This window comes from Cryobacterium frigoriphilum (genome assembly GCF_004403305.1).
Lineage (GTDB): Bacteria > Actinomycetota > Actinomycetes > Actinomycetales > Microbacteriaceae > Cryobacterium > Cryobacterium frigoriphilum.
In genome coordinates this window covers 18,098-41,087 of the sequence record NZ_SOHE01000065.1, presented here as the reverse complement: position 1 = coordinate 41,087, position 22,990 = coordinate 18,098, and the positions used below count along the sequence as shown (strand labels likewise).

Sequence of the window (22,990 nt, the reverse complement as noted above, 5' to 3'; positions counted from 1 at the left end):
TTTCAGAAACAGCTAGGACACAGACAATGAAGTTCTCCTCTTTTCGCCGGATTGCCGTGCTCACCACGACCGCCGCACTCATCGTGACCGGCACGGCCGGCTGCAACCGATCGAGCGACGGCGCCGCCGCCGGCTCCGAAGTGGTTCTCGCGGTGTCCACCTTGAACAACCCGTTCTTCGTTGAGCTGCGTGATGGTGCACAGGCGGCGGCGGATGCTGCCGGCGTCGAGCTGAACATCGTGGACGCTCAGAACGACTCGGCGACACAGGCGAACCAGCTCGCCAACGCATCCGTCGGCAGCACCGGCGTCGTCATCGTGAACCCGGTCGATTCGGATGCCGTGAGTTCCTCCGTCGCCGACCTCAACACGGCAGACATCCCGGTGATCGGCGTCGACCGCACGGTGAATGGCGCCGACCTCGCCTCCCTCGTCTCGAGCGACAACGTGGCCGGCGGCACCCAGGCGGCCGACGCCCTCGCCGCGGCCATGGGCGAGCAGGGCAGCATCATCGTGCTGCAGGGAGTCTCCGGTACCTCCGCGAGCCGCGAACGTGGCGAGGGCTTCGCGACCGGCATCGCCGCGTACCCCAACATCGAGGTCGTCGCCAAGCAGACGGCGAACTTCGACCGGGCCGCGGCGCTCGACGTGACGAGCAACCTGCTGCAGGCGAATCCCGGTGTGACCGGCATCTTCGCCGAGAACGACGAAATGGCCCTCGGGGCCATCCAGGCCTTGGGGGACCGCGCCGGCGCCGAGGTCAAGGTCGTCGGATTCGACGGTACCTCTGACGGCCTTGCCGCGATTGAAGCGGGCACCCTCGTTGCGACCATCGCGCAGCAGCCGGCGCTGCTCGGCCAGCTCGCCGTCGAACTCGCCGTCAAGATCATGAACGACGAAGAAATCGATGCCGTTGTTCCGGTCGAGGTCGTCGCCGTCACCCTCGACAACATCGCCGCGTTCACCGAATGACCACAGCGCGCACGAACAACGGGTCCACGGCGGGCGAGGTCGTCGTCGTCGGGTCTGTCAACGTCGACCAGGTGGTGACCGTGGGGCGGCATCCGCTGCCCGGAGAAACGCTCATCGGCCATGGCCTCACCCTGCTGCCCGGCGGCAAGGGCGCCAACCAGGCGGTCGCGGCCGCCCAGCTGGGCGCCACAGTGCGTCTGATCGGTCGGGTCGGCGGCGACCCACAGGCCGCCATAGCGACCGAATACCTCACCCGGGCCGGGGTTGACCTCAGCGCGGTGCACGCGGTGTCCGGGCCGACCGGTCTCGCGATCGTGACCGTGGCCGACGATGGAGAAAACTCCATCATCGTGATTCCGGGGGCCAACGCCGCCATGACTGACTCCGTGGTCGCTGACTCGGCCGATGTCATCTCCGCAGCGGCGGTTGTTGTGCTGCAGGGAGAGATCCCGGCATCGGGGATCGAGGCCGCGGTGCGTCTGGCGACCGGACGGGTCGTGTTCAACCTCGCACCCGTGATCGATCTGGCGGCCGCGGTGATTCTGCGCGCCGACCCCCTGGTGGTCAATGAGCACGAGGCCGCGCTCGTTCTGCTGCAGCTGCAGCGAACGGGCATCGCCCCGACGGGCAGCGAGGCAGCGGATGCCGCCGCGAACGCCGATCAGCCCGCGGTGGCCGACCCGGCACCCGATGCCGACGAGATCGCGGTGGCCCGCCTGCGCGCCCTGGGACTGCGGTCGGTCGTGCTCACCCGAGGGGCCGCCGGTGCGATCTGCGCCGACGCCTCGGGAACCTGCAGCGTTCCCGCTCCGGTCGTCACGGCGGTGGATTCCTCCGGCGCCGGCGATGCATTTGTCGGTGCGCTGAGCGCTCGACTCGCGGGCGGATCCGCCCTGCTCGAAGCGGTGCAATTCGCGGTGCGGGTCGGGGCGTTCGCGGTGCAGGGTCGCGGCACCCAGCCCTCCTATCCGACGACGGCCGATGCCTTGCCGGCGGTGAACGCGTGAGACGGCGCGGAATCCTGAACGCGGATCTGAATGCCGCCCTCAGCCGCCTCGGGCACACCGACCTCGTGATCGTGGCCGATTGCGGCCTGCCGATTCCACGCGGGGTTCCCGTCATCGATCTCGCGCTCGTGCACGGCGTACCGCGGTTCGAACAGGTGTTGGACGCCCTGCTCGAGGAACTCGCCATCGACCGCGCCGTTGTCGCGGTCGAGGTACAGGGGACCTTGGCGCATCCGTGGCTCACGACGCGCTTCGAGCACCTCGACTACATCGACCACACCGCGCTCAAGACGCTCAGCGAGTCGGCGGCGCTCTTCATCCGCACCGGTGAGGCCACGCCGTACGCCAACGCGGCGCTCGTCTGCGGCGTCGGCTTCTGAACCAGCACCCGCGCTCTGGCTGGAATCAGACGTGGTTGAGCTGCGCGGGTCGTGCGCCCCTACGCGGGTGGCGCGCATCCCGCGTAGCGGCGCAGCACCCGCGCAGCTCGGCTGAGCCGCTCGTACCAGCCACGGCCGCGTCAGGCGTCGATGGCGTAGACGAGGGACTCCTGAACCATGCCGAGCCAGTCGTAGAGTCCGCCGAGAAAGCTGGCCTCCTCGCCCTCGAGGCGAATCTCGCCGTCTGGGCCGATCAGCAGGCGCTCGGCGAGGGTCAGGCGCAGATCGGTGAGCGTGCGCAGCCAGGCTTGCACGGCGACCGCATCGAGTGTGATCGCGACGGTTTCGGTGTCGTCCAGCGCGACGGATGCGTCTGTCTCCGTCTCTGAAATCAGCTCCAGGTCGGTCTGTTCCCGGCCCTCTGAGTCAAACCCGGGGGAGTCGAATCCGGGTGCTTCATTGAGAGTGTCGAGCACCGAGCGTGCGTTGGCCACCTTGGCCGCAAGCAGGTCATCGCTCGTGAATCGGCGAAACTCGGCGGCTGCCTCCGCGTCGTCGCGGTAGGCGTCGGGCAGCAGCCGCTGAAACGCCGGGTCGGTCAGCGCCGACTGCGGATCGGTCGTGGCGGCATCGAGCATGTCCACGAGCTGCGTGGTGGCGAGGCGCAGCAGATCGATCTCGATCGCTTCGAACCGGGCTGAGACGACGATCGGGCCGGGCACGCTGCCTGCCGAGGCACCGGCGTCGGGCTGGAACGGCATCATGCATCGTCCTTGGCGAGGGTCGCCCACAGCCCGAAGCCGTGCATCGCCTGCACGTGACGTTCCATGGCCTCGCGATTGCCGGTTGCGACGACCGCGCGCCCGTTGTTGTGCACCTGTAGCATGAGGCGCTCGGCCTCGGCGGCCGGCACCCCGAAATAGCTGCGGAATACATAGGAGACATAGGACATCAGGTTGACCGGATCGTCCCAGACGAGGGTGATCCACGGGCGCTCGAGCGAGACGGCGTCACGCAGGTGCAGGTCGGGAAGTTCAACGGTCAAAGCCACACTGTAAGCCTCACACATGGCGGGTGTTCCCGCACGCCGACCCCGGTCGTTCGCCCGTCACGGAGTGAGAAATTGCCAGCCGATTGGGCGGCCGGAACGATTGTGCACATGAAGGCCTCGGAACACAATGTGCGCATGACGACCTCGGATTCCCTCCCCGACCGCGACCCGGTTGCGGATTCAGTACCGCGCCCGGTTGCACGGGCCGGCGATCACTCCGCGCCCGTGACACCGCTGCACCCGGTGACCTCCCTCGCCGAACCCGCTCCCGGGGACAGCACGGGCGTCGCGTCGATCCACAAGTCCCTCGCGATCCTCGAGATCGTCGCCGAGCGTGGCGGGGCGAGCGCCCGCGAGGTGTCGACGTCGCTCGCCCTGCCGCTGCCGACCGTGTACCGGCTGATGCAGACGCTCGTGCGCAGTGACTACCTCGTGCACCTGCGCAGCGAGCACCGCTTCGAGCTCGGGTACAAGCTGCATCGGCTCGGGGTGTCACTGCATCGACAAATCGGTGTGCCGCAGCAGGTGCGCGCCGAGATCGCCGAGCTGCACGCATCCGCTCGGGCCGCCGCCTACTTCGCGCTCTATCGCGGATCCGACGTGGTCGTGATCTACATCGTCGATTCCCCGCAGAGTCCGCGCCTGCAGCCCCTGACGTTCGGATTTCACGAGGCCGCGCACGCCACCGCGTTCGGCAAGATCATGCTCAGCGGCATGACGGGCGAGCAGCGTGACCAATACCTCGGCGTGCACGGCCAGGCCCGCCTCACGCAGGCCACCGTCACCAACCGGGCCGCCCTCGACCAGGACCTCGCGACGATCAGCGCGAGGGGAGTGGCCTGGGAGCGCGAGGAGTTCGTGCCCGGCATGAGTTGCGCGGCGGTCGGCGTGCGCGACGGCGCCGGTCTCGTCGTCGGATCGGTCGTTATCTCCGCCCGTGCCCACGACCTCACGGGCCGCGAACGCGAGATCGAGCTGTTGCTGCGGGAATCCGGCGCCCGCCTCAGCCGCTACTTCCGCTCCGGCACGGTGCCCGCCCGGCACCCGGACTGAGCGGATGCCCCGGTCGGCCTCCCCGGGCATCCGCACCTAGAGTTCGTGCCGCGAGAACAGATCAACGATGTGCTCGGCCTGCCGCATCGCGAGGGCCACGATCGTGAGCGTCGGGTTTGCCGCGCCGCCGGTCGTGAAGACCGATCCGTCGCTGACGAACAGATTCGGCACGTCGTGGGTGCGACCGAACGCATTGGTCACGCCATCCTCGGGTTTCACGCTCATGCGGCTGGTGCCGAGGTTGTGCGTCGACGGATACGGCGGGGTGCGGTGCGCGGAGACCGACCCGACCGCGTCGTAGAGCAGTTCGGCCTGCCGATAGCCGTGCTCCCGCATGGCAGTGTCGTTCGGATGGTCATCGACGTGCACGTGTGCGACCGGGAGGCCGTGGCCATCGGTCACCGTGCCGTTGAGGGTTACCCGGTTGTTGGCCTGCGGCATGTCCTCGCCCACGATCCAGAGGCCCGCGGTATTCGCGTACCCGTCGAGCAGGGCCGTGAAGTCGGGCCCCCAGCTGCCCGGCTCGGCGAAGGCCGCGAGAAAGGCCGGCCCGAGCGAGAGGGTTTCGAGGTAGTAGCCGCTCGCGAAGCCGCGGCTCGGGTCGTGCCGGGCCTCGTCGGCGATGACGCCCGCCATCGTCTCGCCCCGATAGGCGTGCACCGGATGCTCGAACTGCGCGTACACCGACCCGGTCGTGTGTCGCATGTAGTGCCGACCGACGTGGCCCGACGAGTTCGCCAGCCCGTCGGGAAACCGAGAACTCGCGCTCAGCAACAGCAGGCGAGAGGTCTCGATGGAGTTGCCGGCGACGGCCACGACCCGGGCCCGCTGCCGGTGCAGGTTGTCGTCGGCATCGACGTAGATCACCGCGTCGGCCCGGCCCCGGGCGTCGTGGGTTATCTGCACGACCTGGCAATCGGGCCGCAGATCGAGGTTGCCGGTGGCTTCCGCGCGCGGAATCTCCCGCACCAGCGTGCTCCACTTCGCGCCGGAGCGGTCGCCCTGAAAATTGAAGCCGTCCTGGATTGTGGCCGGGCGGCCGTCGTAGGGCTCCGCATTGGCGGCGTAGGGGCCGGTGGCGTAGAAGTTGTACCCGACCCGGGCGGCGCCGTTGGCGAACACCCGATAGTTGTTGTTGGCCGGCAGGGCCTTGCGGGCGTGCCGGTGGCTGACCCCCATCGCTATCTCGGCGCGGTCGTAGTACGGCGCGAGCTCGGCGAGGGTGAGCGGCCAGTCGAGCAGGGTGGCGCCGTCGATGTCACCGTAGGTCGACCGGGCGCGAAACTCGTGCTCGAGAAACCGGGGTGTCGCCCCGGCCCAGTGCGTGGTCGTACCGCCCACGGCCTTCACGACCCAGGCCGGCAGGTTGGGAAAGTCTCGGGCGATGCGCCACGACCCGCTCGTGGTGCGTGCATCCGTCCACGCCAGCTGCCCGAAGGCCTCCCACTCGTCGTTGACGTGCTCTTCGAGACGGATGTGCGCCCCCGCCTCGATCAGCACGACACGAATTCCGCGGGTGGTCAGTTCGTGGGCGAGTGTGCCGCCGCCGGCGCCCGACCCCACGATGACAACGACCTCGTCGTCGTGGTCGAACGCCGTCACAGCGTCACCTCATCGGCCCCAGGCCGTTTCGGTGCCCTCCGCCGGTCGGCCGCAGTCCGCCGGTCAGCCGCAGTCCGACGGTCCGGTAGAGTGCGCCGGTCAGGTTCGGGCGTCGGGTCCGTCGTGACGGCATACGGCAGCGCGCCGATCTCAACCCGGCTGAACTCACCGCTGTACTCCTCGACCCGGGGCTCGGGAAGCCAGTCGAGGTCGTCGAAACCGCGCGTGAGGTAGCCGCCCTTCTCGACGGATGCTCCCTCATAGCCGAGCACTTCCCACACCTCCGGCAGGTTGTACAGCGTCAGCACGGTGTTGCCGCGCACGAAACTGAAGAATTCGGTGCGCTCGATCGCCCTCAGGTGTTCGAAAGCCTCCTCAACGGTCAGGCCGAGAAAGTCGCCCGCCGGCAGGGACCCGAGGCTGTCGAGCCCGTTCGCCACGGCGAGCGTCATGCGGTTGGTCCGTACTGCCAAATCCAGGAGACTGTCGGCGGTGCGCTCATACGCCGAGTCCGGCAGGGTGTCGTGCGGAAACGCGATGCGGATCACCCGAACCAGCAGCACATGCGCGCGTTCGGATTCAAGAAACCGCCGGGGGGCTTCCGTGGTGGCGTGAGACGTCACTGTTCACTCCTTTTGTGTGGTGCTCCTGATGGTGGGGACGACTGAGGGGGTCACGCGCGCGCAGACATGACCGGTCCATGATCGGGCTTCGGCGCTCGCCGCGGTAGTCACGGTCTCACGTGGTGAGAACTGGTTCCGAGTGTCGGCGGAAGGAATACGCTAGAACCATGACGCCTTTCCCCTCCCCGACCTCCCCGCCGCCCCGGTCAGCTCTCGCGCTGACGGATGTCGAGGTGGAACGCATTCGGAACGACTTTCCGGTGCTCTCGCAACGGGTGAACGGTCATCCGCTGACCTATCTGGATTCCGGAGCCACCTCGCAGAATCCGATCAGCGTGATGGAGGCGGAGCAGGAGTACTACGAGCAGCGCAACGCCGCCGTGCACCGCGGCGCGCACAGCCTCGCGGTCATCGCGACCGAGAGTTTCGAACTGGCCAGAGAAAAGGTCGCCGCCTTCGTCGGCGCCCACACCGACGAGATCGTCTGGACGTCGAACGCGACCGAGGCGATCAACCTCATCGCGTACTCGTTCAGCAATGCGTCGCTGTGGCTCGGCGGCCCGGCCGCACGCCGCTTCAGGCTCGGCGCCGGCGACGAGATCGTCGTCACCGAGGGGGAGCACCACGCGAACTTGATTCCGTGGCAGCAGCTCGCGCTGCGCACGGGGGCGACGTTGCGGTTCATTCCGGTACTGGATGACGGTTCGCTCGACCTGGCCGCGGCATCCGAGATCGTGAACGCGAAGACCCGAGTGTTGGCCTTCACCCACGCCTCGAACGTGACCGGGGTCATCAACCCGGTCGACGACATCGTCGCGATCGCCAAGGGTGTCGGCGCCGTGACCGTGCTCGACGCCTGCCAGACGGTGCCGCACCTGCCCGTGAATGTGGCCGCGCTCGGCGTGGACTTCGCCGTGTTCTCGGGGCACAAGATGCTCGGCCCGACCGGTGTCGGGGCCCTCTACGGGCGCTCCGAGTTGCTGCAGGCGATGCCGCCGTTCCTGACCGGCGGATCGATGATCACGACCGTGTCGATGGAAGCGGCCGAGTTTCTCGCACCGCCGCAGCGCTTCGAGGCCGGCACCCAGCGCATTTCGCAGGCGATCGCGCTCGCCGCGGCCGTTGACTACCTGACCGAGACCGGCATGGGCCGTATCGCGGCGTGGGAGGCCGAGCTCGGGCAGCGCCTCGTCGCGGGCCTCGCCGAGATTCCCGGCGTGCGCGTGCTGGGCCCCGGTGTCGGCGTCGAGCGTCTCGGACTGGCCGCGGTCGACGTCGCGGGCGTGCACGCGCACGATGTCGGACAGTTTCTCGACGATGCCGGCATCGCCGTGCGGGTCGGGCACCACTGCGCGCAGCCGTTGCACAAGCGTTTGGGCGTGACGGCGTCGACGCGGGCGAGCGCGTACCTGTACACGACGACGCAGGAGATCGACCTGTTTCTGGCCACGCTCGCCGAGGTTCGGCCGTTCTTTGGCGTGACGGATGCCGCATCATCGAATTCCATCGGAGGCAAGTGATGAGCGACCTGCAGAACCTGTACCAGCAGATCATCCTCGACCACGCCAAGGCCCGGCACGGTGCCGCGACGCAGGCGCTCGACTCGATCGACGACATTGGCATGCCCGACGGCACCTACCTCGGCCAGTCGCACCAGATCAACACCACCTGCGGTGATGACGTGACTCTGCGGGTCGTCGTGCTGATCGATCGGCCGACCCCCGAGCAGATGGTGATCTTCGACTCCTTGCCGTTCGAGATCTCCGGTGACGACCCGCGCCTTCCGCAGCTGATTCCCTATATCAACCAGGTGCAGTGGAGCGGCGACGGATGCTCCATCTCGATGGCGTCGGCATCCGTTCTGCACGACCTCGTCACCGGTCTTCCCGTGGCTGAGGCTCGTCAGCTCATCGACACGTTTCGCGACGTGCTGCGCTCGAGGGGCAAGATCGAACCCGACGAAGAGGTGCTCGGCGACGCTGCTGCCTTCGGGGGAGTCTCGCGCTACCCCGCCCGGGTCAAGTGCGCGATGCTGCCGTGGGTCGCGCTCGAGGCCGCCCTGAACGAGGCTCAATCCCTCTAGCCCCGCCTGTCTCGCGAGAGCGGGTGAATGGTCGCTCTGACTCGTGCTTACCGACGATTCACCCGCTCTCGCGGGAAGAGGGGTTGTCATCGGCTGCTGCTGCGGCCTCCTCCTCGGCGAGCTGGCGGGCGGCCGCGGCGCGGGCCATGAGATAGTCCGGGTAGCTGAAGGTTCCGATGCGGTTGCCCGGCACCAGATTCTGCCCCGCGGCGAACGCCGCAAACGTCGCGCCCGGCAGCCGCAGCGACACGATCGGCCGACGCGAGCCGACCGCCGCGTGCGGGCCAGGCCGGCGAAAGCTCGAGAGCGTCGCGCGGGCCAGGTCGGAGGCCAGCTCGATATCCGGACCGCCGATGTCGGCAACCCGTCCGGCCGCCCCCGCGCGCACCAACCCGAGCAGCTGCGCGGCCACGTCACGCACGTCGATGGGCTGCAGACGGATGTCCGGGGCCAGGGCCACGGGCATCCGTCGCTGGGCCGCGAACAGCGAATAGACCAGGTCGTGAAACTGGGTGGCTCGCAGAATGGTGAACGGCAGCCCCGACGCCTCGATACCCTGCTCGGCGGCGAGTTTCTGCCTGTAGTAGCCGAGAGGAATGGTGTCGACGCCGACGATGGACTGGTAGATCAGGTGGGGGAGCGGCGCCGTCATTCGGGGCCCGCGGCGGGCCGCGTCGACCAGGGCGCGAGTGAGAATGGCGTCGTGGCCGCGCGGGGCGGTGGCCAGGTGCACGATCGTGTTGACGTTGCGCACGGCGTCGTCGAGGTTCTCCCCGGTGCTGAGACTGCCGCGCACCCAGGTTCCCGGTTCGCAGCCCGTGGGGGCGCACTCACGGCTGAGAATGCGCACGCGCAGGTTGGCCTCGCGCAATAGCGGCACGAGGGCGCGGCCGAGGGTTCCGGTTGCGCCGGTCACGAGTACATAGCTCATAGTGCTCAGTGTGGCACCGGTGCCGCCGCCCGGCTGTCCCCCGCGAGGGAGCGCGCGTGTCGATGAGTGATAGCTGAGAGCGAGCAAGGCCCCGTGGGAGGGTTAGCTCGCTCTCAGCTGTCACTTATCGACACGAGAACACAGCGCGGGCTACGCGCCCTGCGGCGTGAGCTCGGCCTGCAGCGGCCAGTCCTGCCCCTCAAGAATGAGCTGAGCGGCGTCGCCCGTCGCGGCATTCACGACGATCGGCGCCATCAGGTTCACGGTCGTCGAAGCGGATGCCCCACCCGGCGTCGCGGCAGAACCGCCCGCATCACCGGGATTCACGACGACGAGCACGAGGGCATCCGTCGGTGCGGTCAGTGACAGCGACGCCGACTGCTCCGCCGAAATGTACGGCGTGTAGTTGGGCAGGAACACCGCGGCGTCGAGCACGAACAGCCGGGTGCTGACGGCGTCCATGGCCTGCAGCGAGTACAGCCCGGTCGCGCCCTCGATCTCGGTGAGCGCGAACGCGGTCAGCGGCGCGAGGCCGGGCGGGGGCGTGACGAAGCTGAGGGTCGCGTTCATGGGGCTCACAATCTGGGGCGAGGCGGTCGTGGCAGAAGCTGAAAGGGTGGGGGTCATCGCAAGAAGTCCATCAGGGTCGGCTGCAGCACCCGCGCGGTCACGGCGAGGGCGGCCTGGTAGGTGGTCTCCTGCAGCGTCAGGTCGAGGATGGCCTGGCCCAGATCAAGGTCTTCGAGCCCCGCACGCGTGGATTCGAGGGCTCCGGCCTTCGTCATCAGACCCTCCTGGGCTCGTTCTAAGTTTGCCTGCCGTGCTCCGCCGACCGAGCGCTGCTCCGTCATCGCGGTCATGCGCAGATCGAGTGCCGTCAGATTCGAGCCCACATTGGTGCCGCTGCGCAGCTCGCCGGCGATCGTGTCGATCAGTGCGAACACCGACCCGGTACCGTTGGCGGCGTCGGAGCCGAACACCGCGGCGCCGTCGGCATCGACCCGCACCGTGTTATCGGCACCGATGCGCCGCGTCACGGCGCTGTTCTCGGTGCCCTGAAACGCGTAGGCGCCGTCTTCGAACGTGAAGGCCGCCCCGGCATCCGAATTGCCGGCAAAGACCGTGCGCCCCAGATACTTCGTGTTCGCGACCGAGAGCAGCTCTTCTTTCAGCCCTTCGAGCTCGACCGCGATGGCTTCCTTCGCCGCGGTCGACAGGGAGCCGTCGTTGGCGCCCTGCACGGTGAGGTCGCGCACCCTGTTCATCAGCGACGAGGCCGTGTCAAGCGCGCCGTCAATGGTGGTCAGCCAGTTGTTGCCGTTGTCGGCGTTGCGCCCGTACTGCGCCACCGCGCTCTGCTCGGTGCGCACGGCCATGGCACTGGCGGCGGCGGTGGGGTTGTCGCTGGCCCGGCTGATGGCCTTCAGTGAGCTCGCCTGCTCCTGCAGCTTGGCGAGATTCGCCATGTTGGTCTGCAGGTTGCGCTGCGCATCGCGCATCTGGGTCTGACTTGTCACTCGCGTGATCATGGGTTACCTCCCGACCAATCCGGTGCGGTTGATGAGGGTGTCGAGCATCTCATCGACCGCGGTGAGCATGCGTGCCGCGCCCTGATAGGCGGTCTGGAACATGAGCAGGTTGACGTTCTCTTCGTCCATATCGACCGACGAATTCGCGAGCTGCCGTCCGATAGCGGATGTCGCCGCTGCGTCATCGATCGTCGCGCCCTGCAGCGCGCTCTGCGTCGCAACACCGAGCCGGGTGACAAACGCCGCCCAGTCGGTGCTGGGAGAGTCGATCGCGTTGCCGGAACCGTCGACCGCCGCGCCGGCGCCGAGCTGCGCGATCGCGTCGGCGATCGACCCGTCGTAGGTTCCGGTCTCGGACGATCCGGCAGCGACTTGGTCGGCCGTCACCGGCACCACACTGAGCGTCGAGGCTGCACTGCCCGTCGTATAGGAGAAGAAGTCGCCGGTGCCCCCGGTGGTGTAGATGTCGTTGACCTTGACGGCGAGAGACTCGGCGAAGGAGTCGTAGGAGGCGGCCGCCTCAGCGATCACTCCGCCGGTGCCCGAGTCGTTGGCGGCGCCGAGCAGCGACAGCGAGCCGGCCATCTCGCCGCCCTCCATCGACACGGTCGTGCCGGAGGCCCAGGTCAGGGTGACGGCCGTTGAGGAGTTCAGCCCGGAGAGCGTCGACGCGCCCGAGACGCTGAGCGTGTTGGCGAAGTCGCCGCTCACGAGGGCGTTGCCGCCCACGACCACGGTCACGGTGCCGTCGGTCTGATCGCGCACGGTCGCGCCGGTCAGGGCGGCAATCGTGGTGGTCAGCTGGCTGCGCTGGTCGATCAGTTCGTTGGCCGAGCCGCCCGAGGCCAGCGCCGACCGAATCTGCGTGTTGAGGGTCGCGACCTGGCTGGCTGCACCGTTCAGCTCGTCGGCCATCGACGACAGGCCGCTGCGTACGGATGCCCACTCGGCCCCGACCGCGGCGAAGCCGGCGGAGATCTGCGTGGCGAGCTGGCCGGCGGTTTCGAGCAACAGTGAGGCGTTGGTCGGTTCGTCGGCGCCGTTGGACAGGGTCTGCCAGCCCGCCCAGAACTCATCCAGCTTGGCGCTCAGGCCGCTGTCGCCGGGTTCGCCGAGCGAATTTTCGAGGGCGGCGAGGGCGTTGGCCCGCACCGCCGAGTAGCCGGCGGCTCCGGCCGAGGTGCGCACGCCGGCGTCGAGCTGGGCGCTGCCGAGGCGGGCGACACCATCCACCGAGACGCCCTGGCCGAGGTTTCCGGCGTTAGCGACGAGGCCGGTCTGGGCGGTGGCCGCGATCGACGAGGTGGTCACGCGTTGGCGGGTGTAGCCATCCGTGTTGGCATTCGCGATGTTCTGCCCGACCGTGTTGAGGCCCTGGCGGGCGGCGACGAGGCCGGTGTACGCGGTATTGAGGCCGCCGAAGGTGCTCATGAGCGGCTCCTCACAGGTTTTGGTCGAACAGGCGCGCGGCCGCGCTGAGGGGGGCGCCGTCGTTGCCGCGGGCGTCGTAGGTGGCCGCAGCGGGGTTGAGGCCGGCGAGGGTCTCCTGTGCCGAGCGGGCGGCGCTGCGGATGAACTTCTCGTTCGTGTCGCGCAGCTCCTTGATCTGCACGGTCAGGTCGCCCATCGCCTTGAGGTGGGCGGCGAAGATCTCGCCCCACGGGCCGGCGGGGGCGTGGCTGGCCAGTTCCCGCAGGGTGGCTTCTTCGTTGGTGCCCCACTCGGTGGCCAGGCTCGCTACCTCGACGGCACGGCCGAGCCCGGCCTCGCGCACGAGGTTGAGCACCTGCTCGACCTCGCGGGTGGCGTGCTGCAGCCAGCGGCCCTTGCCGCCCTGCAGCAGCAGGTGTTCTTCTTCGAGCTTGAAAATCAGAAGTTCGAGCAGCTCGCGTTCACGCCAGAGCAGTGCAGATAGTTCGTTGGCGCCCATGCCCTCGACCACCCTTCCGGTTCACGCGGTTCACCCCGCGAATGTGGGGGTCTTCCAGCTCGTTCGTAGGGACTATCGGCACTGGTCAGCGGCCGGTAAGACGCTCAGTGAGAATTGTTCCGCGCCTAGACCGTGTGTCTGTCCCCCAAAGATAGGACAACTTTAGCCCTGAATGGGGGGCATGGTGTGAACTCGTTGTGCTGCCACGATAGGTAGCTTTAAAGCGAAGGCAATTAGAGGCTTCGCGCGGGGGTACGCACACCCGCGAACATCCGTTTCTGTGAATGCAAGTTTGCACCGTTGAGTCGCACTGGGGGACTGCTCGTGAATCGCACCGAACGCAATGCGCTCGTCGTCGAAAACCTACCCTTGGTCGGTTACCTCGTCTCCGAGGTCTGGGCCAAGGCCCGGCACCTGTCCCGCGATGACCTCGCCTCCGCCGGCGCGGTGGCCCTGATCACGTCAGCGGATGCCTTCAATCCCGATCTCGGGGTACCGTTCGGAGCTTTCGCTCGCCGCCGCATCATCGGAGCCTTCGCCGACGACATGCGCTCGAGCGACTGGGCCACCCGCTCCGCCCGCAAACGCATCAAAGAGACCCTCGCCGTGCAGGAGACTCTCTCCGCCGCTCTCGGGCGTATGCCCAACGTGGCCGAGATCGCCGCAGCGCTCGGAGTGGACCGCGAGACGGCATCCGCCGGCCTGGCCGATGCCGCCCGCACCCTGTCGACGCTCGACGACACCACGGCCGAGTTTCTCGTTGCCGAGACCGTGCTGCCCGAAGACTCGCTGCTCTCGTCGGAGCGTCTGGTGTATCTGCGGGCCGCCATCGCCGCCCTGCCCGAGAACATGCGAGTCATCGTGGAGCAGGTCTATTTCGATGACCGCACGGTGAAAGAGATCGCGGCCGAGCTCGGCACCACGCACTCCGCGGTCTCGCAGCTGCGCGCCGAGGCGATCCGCCTGCTGCGCGACGGCCTCGGCACGCACTACGCCGACGACGCCGAGGCCGTCTACGAGCCCGAGTCGCGCATCGCGCCGGCCCGCCGCAGCGCCTACCTGGCCCGCCTCGCCGACGTTGCCGCGGTCGGCATGACCCGCGCCGTGCACGAGCGCCTGCAGGTGCCCGAACTGGCCGCCTCCTAGATTCGCTTGGTCGATGGCCTCGACCACCCACAAATTTCGGCCCACGGATGGGCCGATGTAGTTACACCCAACACGGAAGAACACATCATGGGTATGCAGCTGAACAACAATATTTCAACACCATCCACACCGGCGAGGGCGGAGGGCGCCCGCGGGGGAGTCGAACAGCCAACCGTTCCACTCTCCGGCGGCGTGCGCAGCACGCCGGTCGACACGGTCGCGATCGCCAAGAAGACCGAAGCGGTCGCTACCGAGAATCGTCTGGCCGCCGCCTCGCGCATCACGAGCGGTGAGATGGCCGCTCAGGTGGCTGAGGTTACCCAGGAGAAGATCCTGGCCGAGCCCGCGGTGGCCGTCTCGGCTCAGGCCCGCCAGTCGAGCGCCGACGTGCTCCAGATTCTCGACCCCAAGCCCCAGTAGCCTCCTCGCCGCCGCCCAAACGCGCGCCCTCTCGCCAGCCCCCATCCCGCTGGTTGAGCAGGGCGCGCGCGCTTTTGGCGCGCCCGTGTCGAAACCATGGCGAGCCGACCTCCAAACCGAGCCACCCCCGTTCACCCGAATCGAAAAAACCTCCTCTCCCCGCCTAACCCCGCCCCGCCCCCAGCCGATAGCTCTTTGTGCTGGCCCATGGATGGGCCGGCGCACTACGACCCAATCACGGAGGATTCATCATGGGCATGCAGGTCAACACCAACGTCGCGGCGAACAACGCTTACCGCAACCTTTCCACTACACAGAACGAACTCAGCAAGTCCCTCGAAAAGCTCTCCAGTGGTCTTCGCATCAACCGCGCAGCGGATGACGCGGCCGGCCTCGCAATCTCGGAGGGCCTGAAGTCCCAGGTCGGTGGCCTCACGGTCGCCAGCCGCAACGCACAGGACGCCGTCTCGGTCATCCAGACCGCTGAAGGTTCGCTCAACGAGGTCACCTCGATCTTGCAGCGTATGCGTGACCTCGCCGTTCAGGCCGGTAACGACTCGAACAGCGTTGAATCTCGTGCAGCAATCACGACCGAAGCAACCGCGCTCACGGAGGAACTCACCCGGCTCGCCGAGTCGATGAACTTCAACGGCAAGGACCTGCTGAATGGCGGCGCTTTGAGCTTCCAGATCGGTGCCAACTCCCTCGACCAGATCAGTGTCGACCTTGCAGACGTTGGTGCCATCGCCGACATCTTGAAGACGTCACCCGCTGGTGGAAAGTTCGCAGTCGCAGACGCCGCGCTCGTTGCTGGAACCTTGGCCTTTGACGTCGTAAACCCCGACTCAACAGTGACCACGATTACAACCGCGTCCTTCACGGCGGGCGACGTCAATACAGTCGATCAGCTCGCTGCCGCATTGAATTCCGACAGCCAGTTCTCGGGCAACTTGACGGCAACAGTGGATGCTGGTGCATTGGTTGTCAAGTCGAAGACGGGTGCGACCGTCGACCTGACTGCGCCCGGCACGGGTATCGCTGCCGGCGCCGTAGTCGGGACTTCAGCAGGCCTGGACTTCAGCACTGCAGCCGGTGCTGCTACGGCAATCTCGACGATCACTACTCAGATCCAGACCGTCTCAAGCTCGCGCGCCTCGCTCGGTGCCGACCAGAACCGGTTCGAGAGCGTCATCAAGAACCTGTCCGTCTCGAAGGAGAACCTCACCGCTGCCGGTTCGCGTATTCGCGACACCGACATGGCCGAGGAAATGGTCAAGTACACCCGCGCAAACATCCTGTCCCAGGCCGGTACCGCCATGCTCGCGCAGGCGAACCAGTCCAACTCGGGCGTGATGCAGCTTCTTCAGTAACAACGCACACAATCTCCACCAGCAGTAACCAATTGGCTACCTCGGTAGTCCGTTGATGTGGCGGCAACGGCAGGGCGAACTGGACCTCGCTCCGCAGTTGCCGCCACACTCATCAGGGCACACCGCCCTGATCGAGCGTGAAGCAGATCAGCTTGAGGAAAGGCCGCATCGTGTCAATGGCAGTGGACGGCCTCATCAGCGGCCTCGACACCACCTCGCTGATTAACCAGCTGATGACCCTGGAGGCCGGGCCGCAGACGCTGCTCAAGGCCAAGGTCACCACCAGCAACACCCTCACGACCGCTCTGCAGGCGCTCAACACCTCGGTCGCCTCGCTCGCCACCCTCGCGGCCAAGAGCGCAACCGCGGACTCCCTCAACATCTACGCCGCGAAGAGCAGCTCCTCGACCGTCACGACATCGGCCGCGAGCACCGCCACGTCCGGCTCCCTCGACATCGTCGTCGATCAGCTTGCCCAGTCACAGTCCGGTGTTACCGCGGCGATGACCGTGGCCTCGACCACCGATTACACCCTCGTCGCGAACGATGGCACTCAAACCTCGATCACCGCCGCGAGCACCTCGCTCGACGACGTCGTCGCGGCGATCAACGATGCGGATGCCGGCATCACCGCCACCAAGATTGCCTCGGGAACCAACGCGGCCGGCGAGACCCAGTACCGCTTGCAGATCGTCGGTGACGAGACCGGTGCAGAAAGCGCTTTCGAACTGCACGCCGGCACGGGCGCCATGGTCGACGGCGGAACTTCAACGAACCTGCTCACCGACACCGGAGCGGCCGTCATTCGTACCGCGCAGGACGCATCCGTCACCCTCTGGAAGGGCACGAGCGCCGAGCAAGCCATCACGTCGTCGACGAATACCTTTGAAGACCTGCTGCCGGGCGTGGCGGTGACGGTGTCTGCGGTCTCGAACGACCCGGTGACGGTGAGCGTGAGCCGGGACGACGCGGCGGTCAGCAAGATAGCCAGCGGCCTGGTTGACTCGCTCAATACGCTCTTTGCCCTGATCTCCACCAAATCGGCCGTGGTAAACAGCACCGACAGTTCCGGTGCTGCCGTCGTCTCTGGCGGGGTCTTCAGTGGTGACAGCACAGTGCGCGACGTGAAGCAGCTCATTATGAACGCGGCCTCGTATCCGGTCGATGGCCGTTCGCCGTCGGAGATCGGCATCAGCATTACGAAGACGGGCACTCTGGAGTACGACGCGGACAAGTTCGCCGCCGCGATGGCGGAAGATCCCGAGTTCGTGAAGTCGGTGCTGGCCGAGATCTCGTCCCGCGTCGCCGATGCCGCGACGAGTTCATCCGACAAGTACGACGGCCTGATCACGGCGCGCATCACCGGCCAGGAGAGCCTGGTGAAAGATCTGGGCACCCAGATCGACAACTGGGACCTGCGCCTCACCTCACGGCGGTCGAGTCTTGAGCGAACCTACGCATCACTCGAAGTTCAGCTCAGCAACATGAACGCCCAGTCAGCCTGGCTGACCGCCCAGGTTGAGTCCCTCAACGCCTCGAAATCGAACAACTAGAAATGACGATGACCATGGGAGCCCAAGCCGCTCAGCGTGCCCGTTACAACCGCGACGCCATTCTCTCGGCCACGCCGGTACGCCTGCTCACGATGCTCTACGACCGCCTGCTGCTCGACCTGAATCGCGCCGAGGTCGCGCAAGAGGGGCAGGACTGGCAGGTCGCCTCGAACAACCTGATTCACGCGCAGGCGATCGTCTCGGAGTTGAGTACCTCGCTGAACATCGATGCCTGGGACGGCGGCGAGGGGCTGTTTGCGCTGTACACCTATGTGTCGACGGCGATGGCCGGCGCGAACACGAATCGCGACCCGGCGCGCACTCGGGAGTGTATTGCGCTGCTCGAGCCGCTGCGCCAGACCTGGCACGAAGCGGCCGAGATGCTGCCGGCGCAGACCGCGCCGATGCGGGCCGGGGGAGATCTTGGGATTGGGTGAGGGTGTGAGCGCTTGGGAGAAAGTTCTCGCAGATATGGAGTTGCGGTTGGATGACGCCGCGCGGGTCATGGGATCGGCGAACGGGGTTTCGACCGGGCGCGTGGAGCGTGCGCCCGGCTCAACCAGCGAGATTGGTGTCGATTGGGTTCTGCCCACGAATCTTGGGGCCTTGCCCGCGCAACTCAAGGAGCGGGCTCAGGACGTGCTCGTGAACCAACGCAAGATTGTGGGGGAGCTCGAGAAGGCCAAGCGGGTCACCCTGCAGCATCTCGCCGCGGTGCGTTCGGTGCCCCCGGCACGCAACCCCGGAGCATCCGTTTATCTCGACGTTGCAGGTTAAGCGCAGGCTAACCGAAAGAAACCCGTAAGAAATTCCTAAGATTTCTTGCCCCCACTGCTAACGGCACCCAACTTCGAGCCGATAGCAATAACCGAGTACGGAGTGCTTACCCCTGGCCACGGATCGGCCGTCTTGTCTTTCGTCGACGAAACGGAACATCATGCTTGGCTCAGTGACCTCGAATGCACTCGCCAGCACGCTGACTGCACTTTCACTGCGCCAGAGTGTCATCGCGACCAACATCGCGAACATTAATACTCCCGACTACCGCGCTCAGGTTGTCTCCTTCGAAGGAGCCCTCGCGAGGTCCATCGAAGAGGGCAGTGGCGTGATCTCACCGACCGTGACCCGTTCCGATGAGCCGACGAAGCTCAATGGCAACAACGTGAACCTCGACGTGGAGACGCTGGCGAGCACCGAAGCGCTGCTGCGCTACCAGTTCGCCGCCAAGGCCGTTGAAGGCCCGGTTACCGGCCTGCGCACCGCAATGAGGACCAACTAATGACCGACGCCATCAGCATCGCCGGCAGCGGCATGAATCTGCACCGCAAATGGCTTGACGCCATTGCCGACAACATCGCCAACGCGAACACCGTGCGCGGCGGTGACGACCTGGCCTTCCAGGAGCGCTTCATCGTCGCACAGGAGGGCGAGGGCATCACCGGCGTCACCGCCGACGCCGCGCTTGGCGACACCGAGGGTCAGCTCGTCTACGAACCCACGCACCCCCTCGCCAACGCTCAGGGCTACGTGCGCTACCCCGACATCGATCTTTCCGAGCAGATGGGCCAGCTCATCATGGCTCAGCGCGGCTACCAGGCCAACGCGGCCGTCGTAGACCGGGCCAAGACCGCCTACGAGGCCGCCCTGCAGATTGGTCGTGGCTGATGCCATTCAGCGCAATTTCCATGGTGTCGAGCGTTGCCGGCACCACCGGTGTTGCAGGCACCACCTCGATCGCCAGCACTCAGGGCACCCAGGACAGCGGCGCCAGCTTTGGCGTGGCTCTCGCTGGCGCTGTCGAGAACGTGCAGACCCTGCAAAACACGTCCAACGGCCTCGCACTGAACGCCATCGAAGGCGGCGTCGGTGACATCGCCGCCGCCACGATCGCCTCGACCGAGGCGCAGGTTACCCTCGAGCTCGTCGCCGCCATTCGCAACAAGGGCATTGACGCGTTCACCGAGATCATGCGGATGCAGGCCTGATGCCCGCCCAGATGACGTCGGCATTCCGACGCTTCGGTAACGCCATCAAGGCGTTCACGGTCGGCCAGCGCACCCTCGCGATCATCGGCGTCGCCGTGCTCGTGCTCGGCATCGCCGCCCTCACGATGTGGGCCGCCAAGCCCGCCTACACCCCGCTGTTCAGCGGCCTCAGCGGCTCCGACGCGAACACCATCGTCGAACAGTTGCAGGCGGATGCCATCAGCTACGAACTCGCCGACGGCGGCGCCACGATCATGGTTCCCGAAGCGGATGTCTACGCCCAGCGCCTGAAATCGGCCGCGGCCGGGCTCCCCTCCGACAGCACCGGCGGGTACTCACTGCTCGACACGATGGGTGTCACCTCGAGCGAGTTTCAGCAGTCGGTCACCTACAAGCGTGCTCTCGAGGGTGAACTCGCCTCGACGATCATGGCCCTTGACGGGGTGCAGAACGCATCCGTTCAGCTCGCGATCCCCGAGGAGAGCGTGTTCGTGTCTGAGCAGGGCACCCCCACGGCATCCGTCTTCGTGCAGACCAGCAACGGTGTGACGCTGAGCAGCGACCAGGTTCAGGCCATTGTGCACCTCACGAGTGCGTCGATCGACGGCATGAAGGCCAGCGATGTCGCCGTCGTCGACGCTGCCGGAACCGTGCTCTCGGCCGTGGGTGTGGGAGCAACCGGCACCGCCGGGCAGCAGGCCACCGACTACGAAGGTCGCGTGCGCGGCGCCGTGCAGGCCATGCTCGACAAGGTCGTCGGCAGCGGCAATGCGACCGTCGTGGTGGCCGCCGACATGAGCAGCCAGACCGGTGAACGCGTTGAAGAGACCTTCACCAACCCCGTCGACACCCCGGCGCTCACCGAGACCAGTGACACCGAGACCTACACCGGAACCGGCGCGACCGCCGGCGGCGTGCTGGGTACCGACACCGCCGCGGTCGACACCGGAGGGGACGGCACCTTCGACTCGGAGTCCACGACCCGCAACAACGCGGTCAACAAGGTCACCGAGTCGACCGTGATTCCGGCCGGCCAGATCAACCGCCAGACCGTCTCGGTCGCGCTGAACGCCGACGTCGCCGGCCTGAACGTAGCCGACATCACCTCGCTCGTCTCATCGGCCGCCGGCATCGACGCGACCCGCGGCGACGCGGTCACCGTTGAGGTGATGGCCTTCGACGCCACCGGCGCTGCCGCTGCCGCCGCAGCCCTGGCTGCTTCGGAGGCTGCAACCGCCGCCGCCGCTCAGGCCGAACTCATTCGTACGATCGTCATCACCGTCGGTATCGTGCTCGCCGTCGTCGCGTCGCTGCTGGTCTACGCTCGCCGCTCGCGCCGCCAGAGCCGTGAGACCGTGGGCATGGACGAACTCGACGAACTTGACGCACTGACCCAGCAGAACGCCCTCGGCGGCATGACTATGCCGATCGCCCTGGCGGCGCCGTTCGCTCCGCGCCCGATTGATGCACCGACCGAACTCCTGACGCCACCGACCGAGGGCGACCTGCGTCGTGGTGAGATCGACAACCTCGCCCGGATCGATCCGCACCGCACGGCTGACTACCTCCGCAGCCTTATGAGTGATCGGCAATCCTCGTGAATGACGTACCTCAGACGCTGAACGGCGCGCAAAAGGTTGCCGTCGTGCTCATGAACATGAATTCGCTGCAGGCAACCGACGTCATGAAGCAGTTCACCGATGCCGAAGCAGAAGTGATCACGGCCGAACTGATCCAGCTAAACAAGGTCGACGCCGAGCTCGCCGAGAGCATTCTCATGGAGTTTCAGGAGATCTCCCGGCGCGGTGGACGGCACTCGCAGGGCGGCCACGACTTTGCCCGCGGTCTGCTGGAATCGTCGTACGGGTCGGACCGTGCCGCCGGTGTAATGGCCCGGGTAGCCAGTTCCCTGGCCGGCAAGGCCTTCGAGTTTCTCGATTCCTCCGACGCGCCGGCCGTGATCAACCTGCTTGAGGGCGAGCTGCCTCAGACGGTCGCGCTCGTGCTCGCGCACCTCAGTCGCGAACGAGCATCCGCTGTCTTGAGCGGCATGAGCGACCCCCTGCGCACTGATGTGGCATTGTGCATCGCCACCATGGGCAGCGCTTCTCCCGAGGCGATCCGGATCGTGACCGACACCCTGAAGCTGCGGGTGGGCGCGAGCGTTTCACGCGACCCGATCGAGGTCGTGGGCGGTGTTCAGCCGCTCGTTGAGATCATCAACCGAGCGGATGCCGCCACGGAACGAGCCCTGCTCGAAGGCCTCGACGCCCGAGACCCGGCCCTCGCCGACGAGGTGCGCTCACACATGCTCACCTTCACCGACATCGTGCGGCTGGAGAGCCGCGACGTGCAGCAGGTTCTGCGCGGAATCGACGCGAGCATCCTCGCGACGGCCATGAAGGGCACCTCGAGTGCCGTCGTCGAGGTCATTCGCGCGAACCTGTCCGAGCGCAACCGCGACATCCTCGACGACGAGACGAAGAGCCTCGGCCCGGTACGAGTGCGCCAGGTGGAAGACGCCCGCGCCGAGATCGTGCGCGCCATCCGCGACCTCGAAGCCCAGGGTTCGATCACCATCGGCCGCGGAGCTGAAGATGAGTATGTCAACTAGCGCAGGTGCGGTGCCGGCCGGGTTCTCCAGCCTCGTCTTTCCGCGACTGAACGTGGCGACGCACACTGAGACGGCTGCCCAGACGGATGCCGCGGTACAGATTCGCGAACAGGCGCGCGCGGCCGGCCACTCGGCCGGGTACGCCGCAGGGCTGCGGGCCGCCGCCGTCGAGGCGGCCGCGCAGACCGACCGTGTCGAGGCAGCCCAGCAGGCTGCCGCGCAGGCGGCACAGGCCCGCATCGACCGTGCCGTGCACCTACTGAGCGCCGCGGCCGCCGCCCTAGAAGCGAAGGCCGCGCCCAACATTCGCGAGGTCGAGTCGGCACTCATCGACACGGCCCTCGAACTGACTGAGGCGGTCATCGGCTTTGAACTGGCTGACACGGAGACCTCTGCCCGCCGCGCCTTCGAACGGGCGCTTGGCCAGGCCGATGAAGCAGAGACCCGCACCGTGCGCATGCACCCAGCCGATGTGCTCGTGCTCAACAGCACGGTGAGCGGCAGCATGTTCGGCTCGGCCACCGCGGACCTGCCCGGGGTCGAACTCGTGGCTGACCCGACGCTCAATCGCGGTGATGCTGTCGTCGACTTTTCCGATGGCTTTCTCGACGCCCGCCTCGCAAGCGCATTCGCGCGTGCCAAGGCCGCCCTCACCGGGGCGCGACTGTGAGCCCCGCGGGATTCACCCTCGCGACGCCGCCGACCGTGGTTGCCCCGGTGCCGACGAGTCCGGCGGCTGCCA

27 protein-coding genes are annotated in these 22,990 nt (G+C 67.0%); 18 read left to right on the top strand and 9 right to left on the bottom strand.

Annotation, left to right across the window (positions count from 1 at the left end; all coding sequences use genetic code 11):
* Positions 1-26 precede the first annotated feature (26 nt).
* The 3 genes from E3T55_RS15585 to rbsD are packed head-to-tail and all read left to right on the top strand — an operon-like array spanning position 27 to position 2,358.
* Positions 27-971, top strand: a complete 945-nt coding sequence (locus tag E3T55_RS15585; protein WP_134520476.1) for a substrate-binding domain-containing protein — start codon at positions 27-29, stop codon at positions 969-971.
* Complete coding sequence (locus E3T55_RS15580; RefSeq protein WP_134520475.1) at positions 968-1,978, top strand: ribokinase; 1,011 nt, start codon at positions 968-970, stop codon at positions 1,976-1,978. Before E3T55_RS15585 ends, E3T55_RS15580 begins: the two co-directional genes overlap by 4 nt.
* Complete coding sequence (rbsD, locus tag E3T55_RS15575) at positions 1,975-2,358, top strand: D-ribose pyranase (protein ID WP_134520474.1); 384 nt, start codon at positions 1,975-1,977, stop codon at positions 2,356-2,358. The genes E3T55_RS15580 and rbsD overlap by 4 nt, the downstream gene beginning before the upstream one ends.
* Positions 2,359-2,498: 140 nt before the next feature.
* Here rbsD and E3T55_RS15570 read toward each other — a convergent pair whose 3' ends face one another.
* Together E3T55_RS15570 and clpS are read right to left on the bottom strand one after the other, a co-directional pair.
* Entirely contained in the window at positions 2,499-3,122 is a 624-nt protein-coding gene (locus E3T55_RS15570; RefSeq protein ID WP_134520473.1) for a DUF2017 family protein, read from the bottom strand.
* Positions 3,119-3,403 carry an ATP-dependent Clp protease adapter ClpS gene (gene clpS / locus E3T55_RS15565; protein WP_420898008.1) on the bottom strand — a complete coding sequence of 95 codons (285 nt, stop codon included), beginning with the start codon at positions 3,401-3,403 and terminating at the stop codon, positions 3,119-3,121. Before clpS ends, E3T55_RS15570 begins: the two co-directional genes overlap by 4 nt.
* Positions 3,404-3,544: 141 nt before the next feature.
* Here clpS and E3T55_RS15560 point away from each other — a divergent pair, with 141 nt between their 5' ends.
* Positions 3,545-4,462, top strand: a complete 918-nt coding sequence (locus E3T55_RS15560) for an IclR family transcriptional regulator (protein WP_134520471.1) — start codon at positions 3,545-3,547, stop codon at positions 4,460-4,462.
* 36 nt (positions 4,463-4,498) lie between these two features.
* Here the strand turns inward: E3T55_RS15560 and E3T55_RS15555 are convergent, their stop codons facing one another.
* Together E3T55_RS15555 and E3T55_RS20470 are read right to left on the bottom strand one after the other, a co-directional pair.
* Complete coding sequence (locus tag E3T55_RS15555; RefSeq protein WP_134520470.1) at positions 4,499-6,064, bottom strand: GMC family oxidoreductase; 1,566 nt, start codon at positions 6,062-6,064, stop codon at positions 4,499-4,501.
* Positions 6,061-6,687, bottom strand: a complete 627-nt coding sequence (locus E3T55_RS20470; protein WP_174775479.1) for a hypothetical protein — start codon at positions 6,685-6,687, stop codon at positions 6,061-6,063. The genes E3T55_RS15555 and E3T55_RS20470 overlap by 4 nt, the downstream gene beginning before the upstream one ends.
* Positions 6,688-6,854: 167 nt before the next feature.
* Between E3T55_RS20470 and E3T55_RS15545 the strand changes: the two genes are divergently transcribed.
* The gene (locus E3T55_RS15545; RefSeq protein WP_134520469.1) at positions 6,855-8,207 is read left to right on the top strand and encodes a SufS family cysteine desulfurase; all 1,353 of its coding nucleotides are present in this window, start codon (positions 6,855-6,857) and stop codon (positions 8,205-8,207) included.
* Positions 8,207-8,770: an iron-sulfur cluster assembly scaffold protein gene (locus E3T55_RS15540; protein WP_134520468.1), complete on the top strand. Its 564-nt coding sequence runs from the start codon at positions 8,207-8,209 to the stop codon at positions 8,768-8,770. Before E3T55_RS15545 ends, E3T55_RS15540 begins: the two co-directional genes overlap by 1 nt.
* 58 nt (positions 8,771-8,828) lie before the next feature.
* On the opposite strand, the gene E3T55_RS15535 is transcribed toward E3T55_RS15540, so the two are convergent.
* The 5 genes from E3T55_RS15535 to E3T55_RS15515 all read right to left on the bottom strand — a co-directional run bounded on the left by E3T55_RS15535 (position 8,829) and on the right by E3T55_RS15515 (position 13,160).
* Entirely contained in the window at positions 8,829-9,701 is an 873-nt protein-coding gene (locus E3T55_RS15535) for an SDR family oxidoreductase (RefSeq protein WP_134520467.1), read from the bottom strand.
* A gap of 150 nt (positions 9,702-9,851) precedes the next feature.
* Positions 9,852-10,328 carry a flagellar assembly protein FliW gene (gene fliW / locus E3T55_RS15530; RefSeq protein ID WP_241993092.1) on the bottom strand — a complete coding sequence of 159 codons (477 nt, stop codon included), beginning with the start codon at positions 10,326-10,328 and terminating at the stop codon, positions 9,852-9,854.
* Complete coding sequence (gene flgL, locus E3T55_RS15525) at positions 10,325-11,218, bottom strand: flagellar hook-associated protein FlgL (RefSeq protein WP_338145132.1); 894 nt, start codon at positions 11,216-11,218, stop codon at positions 10,325-10,327. Before flgL ends, fliW begins: the two co-directional genes overlap by 4 nt.
* A 15-nt stretch (positions 11,219-11,233) precedes the next feature.
* Entirely contained in the window at positions 11,234-12,661 is a 1,428-nt protein-coding gene (flgK, locus tag E3T55_RS15520; RefSeq protein ID WP_134520465.1) for a flagellar hook-associated protein FlgK, read from the bottom strand.
* Positions 12,662-12,671: 10 nt separating this feature from the next.
* Positions 12,672-13,160 (bottom strand): flagellar protein FlgN, encoded by a 489-nt coding sequence (locus E3T55_RS15515; protein WP_134520464.1) that lies wholly within the window; start codon positions 13,158-13,160, stop codon positions 12,672-12,674.
* A 324-nt stretch (positions 13,161-13,484) separates the two neighbouring features.
* On the opposite strand from E3T55_RS15515, the gene E3T55_RS15510 reads away from it, so the two are divergent.
* The 12 genes from E3T55_RS15510 (at position 13,485) to E3T55_RS15455 (ending at position 22,918) form a co-directional block, all read left to right on the top strand.
* Positions 13,485-14,306, top strand: a complete 822-nt coding sequence (locus E3T55_RS15510) for a sigma-70 family RNA polymerase sigma factor (RefSeq protein ID WP_134520463.1) — start codon at positions 13,485-13,487, stop codon at positions 14,304-14,306.
* A gap of 87 nt (positions 14,307-14,393) precedes the next feature.
* Entirely contained in the window at positions 14,394-14,726 is a 333-nt protein-coding gene (locus E3T55_RS15505) for a hypothetical protein (protein WP_134520462.1), read from the top strand.
* Between the two features lie 251 nt (positions 14,727-14,977).
* Positions 14,978-16,096, top strand: coding sequence for a flagellin N-terminal helical domain-containing protein (locus E3T55_RS15500; RefSeq protein ID WP_134520461.1), 1,119 nt, complete (start codon positions 14,978-14,980; stop codon positions 16,094-16,096).
* A 176-nt stretch (positions 16,097-16,272) separates the two neighbouring features.
* Positions 16,273-17,649 carry a flagellar filament capping protein FliD gene (gene fliD, locus E3T55_RS15495; protein WP_241993094.1) on the top strand — a complete coding sequence of 459 codons (1,377 nt, stop codon included), beginning with the start codon at positions 16,273-16,275 and terminating at the stop codon, positions 17,647-17,649.
* Between the two features lie 8 nt (positions 17,650-17,657).
* Positions 17,658-18,086, top strand: coding sequence for a flagellar export chaperone FliS (gene fliS / locus E3T55_RS15490; protein WP_134520459.1), 429 nt, complete (start codon positions 17,658-17,660; stop codon positions 18,084-18,086).
* Positions 18,087-18,132: 46 nt separating this feature from the next.
* On the top strand, positions 18,133-18,426 hold the full coding sequence (locus tag E3T55_RS15485; RefSeq protein WP_134520458.1) for a hypothetical protein: 294 nt from the start codon (positions 18,133-18,135) through the stop codon (positions 18,424-18,426).
* 160 nt (positions 18,427-18,586) lie between these two features.
* Positions 18,587-18,928: a flagellar basal body rod protein FlgB gene (locus E3T55_RS15480; protein ID WP_134520457.1), complete on the top strand. Its 342-nt coding sequence runs from the start codon at positions 18,587-18,589 to the stop codon at positions 18,926-18,928.
* Complete coding sequence (locus E3T55_RS15475) at positions 18,928-19,314, top strand: flagellar basal body rod protein FlgC (protein ID WP_134520456.1); 387 nt, start codon at positions 18,928-18,930, stop codon at positions 19,312-19,314. Before E3T55_RS15480 ends, E3T55_RS15475 begins: the two co-directional genes overlap by 1 nt.
* Complete coding sequence (gene fliE, locus E3T55_RS15470) at positions 19,314-19,634, top strand: flagellar hook-basal body complex protein FliE (RefSeq protein ID WP_134520455.1); 321 nt, start codon at positions 19,314-19,316, stop codon at positions 19,632-19,634. The genes E3T55_RS15475 and fliE overlap by 1 nt, the downstream gene beginning before the upstream one ends.
* Positions 19,634-21,235: a flagellar basal-body MS-ring/collar protein FliF gene (gene fliF / locus E3T55_RS15465; protein ID WP_134520454.1), complete on the top strand. Its 1,602-nt coding sequence runs from the start codon at positions 19,634-19,636 to the stop codon at positions 21,233-21,235. Before fliE ends, fliF begins: the two co-directional genes overlap by 1 nt.
* Positions 21,226-22,248 carry a flagellar motor switch protein FliG gene (fliG, locus tag E3T55_RS15460; RefSeq protein WP_420898009.1) on the top strand — a complete coding sequence of 341 codons (1,023 nt, stop codon included), beginning with the start codon at positions 21,226-21,228 and terminating at the stop codon, positions 22,246-22,248. The genes fliF and fliG overlap by 10 nt, the downstream gene beginning before the upstream one ends.
* Complete coding sequence (locus E3T55_RS15455) at positions 22,238-22,918, top strand: FliH/SctL family protein (protein ID WP_134520453.1); 681 nt, start codon at positions 22,238-22,240, stop codon at positions 22,916-22,918. Before fliG ends, E3T55_RS15455 begins: the two co-directional genes overlap by 11 nt.
* Positions 22,919-22,990: the final 72 nt, after the last annotated feature.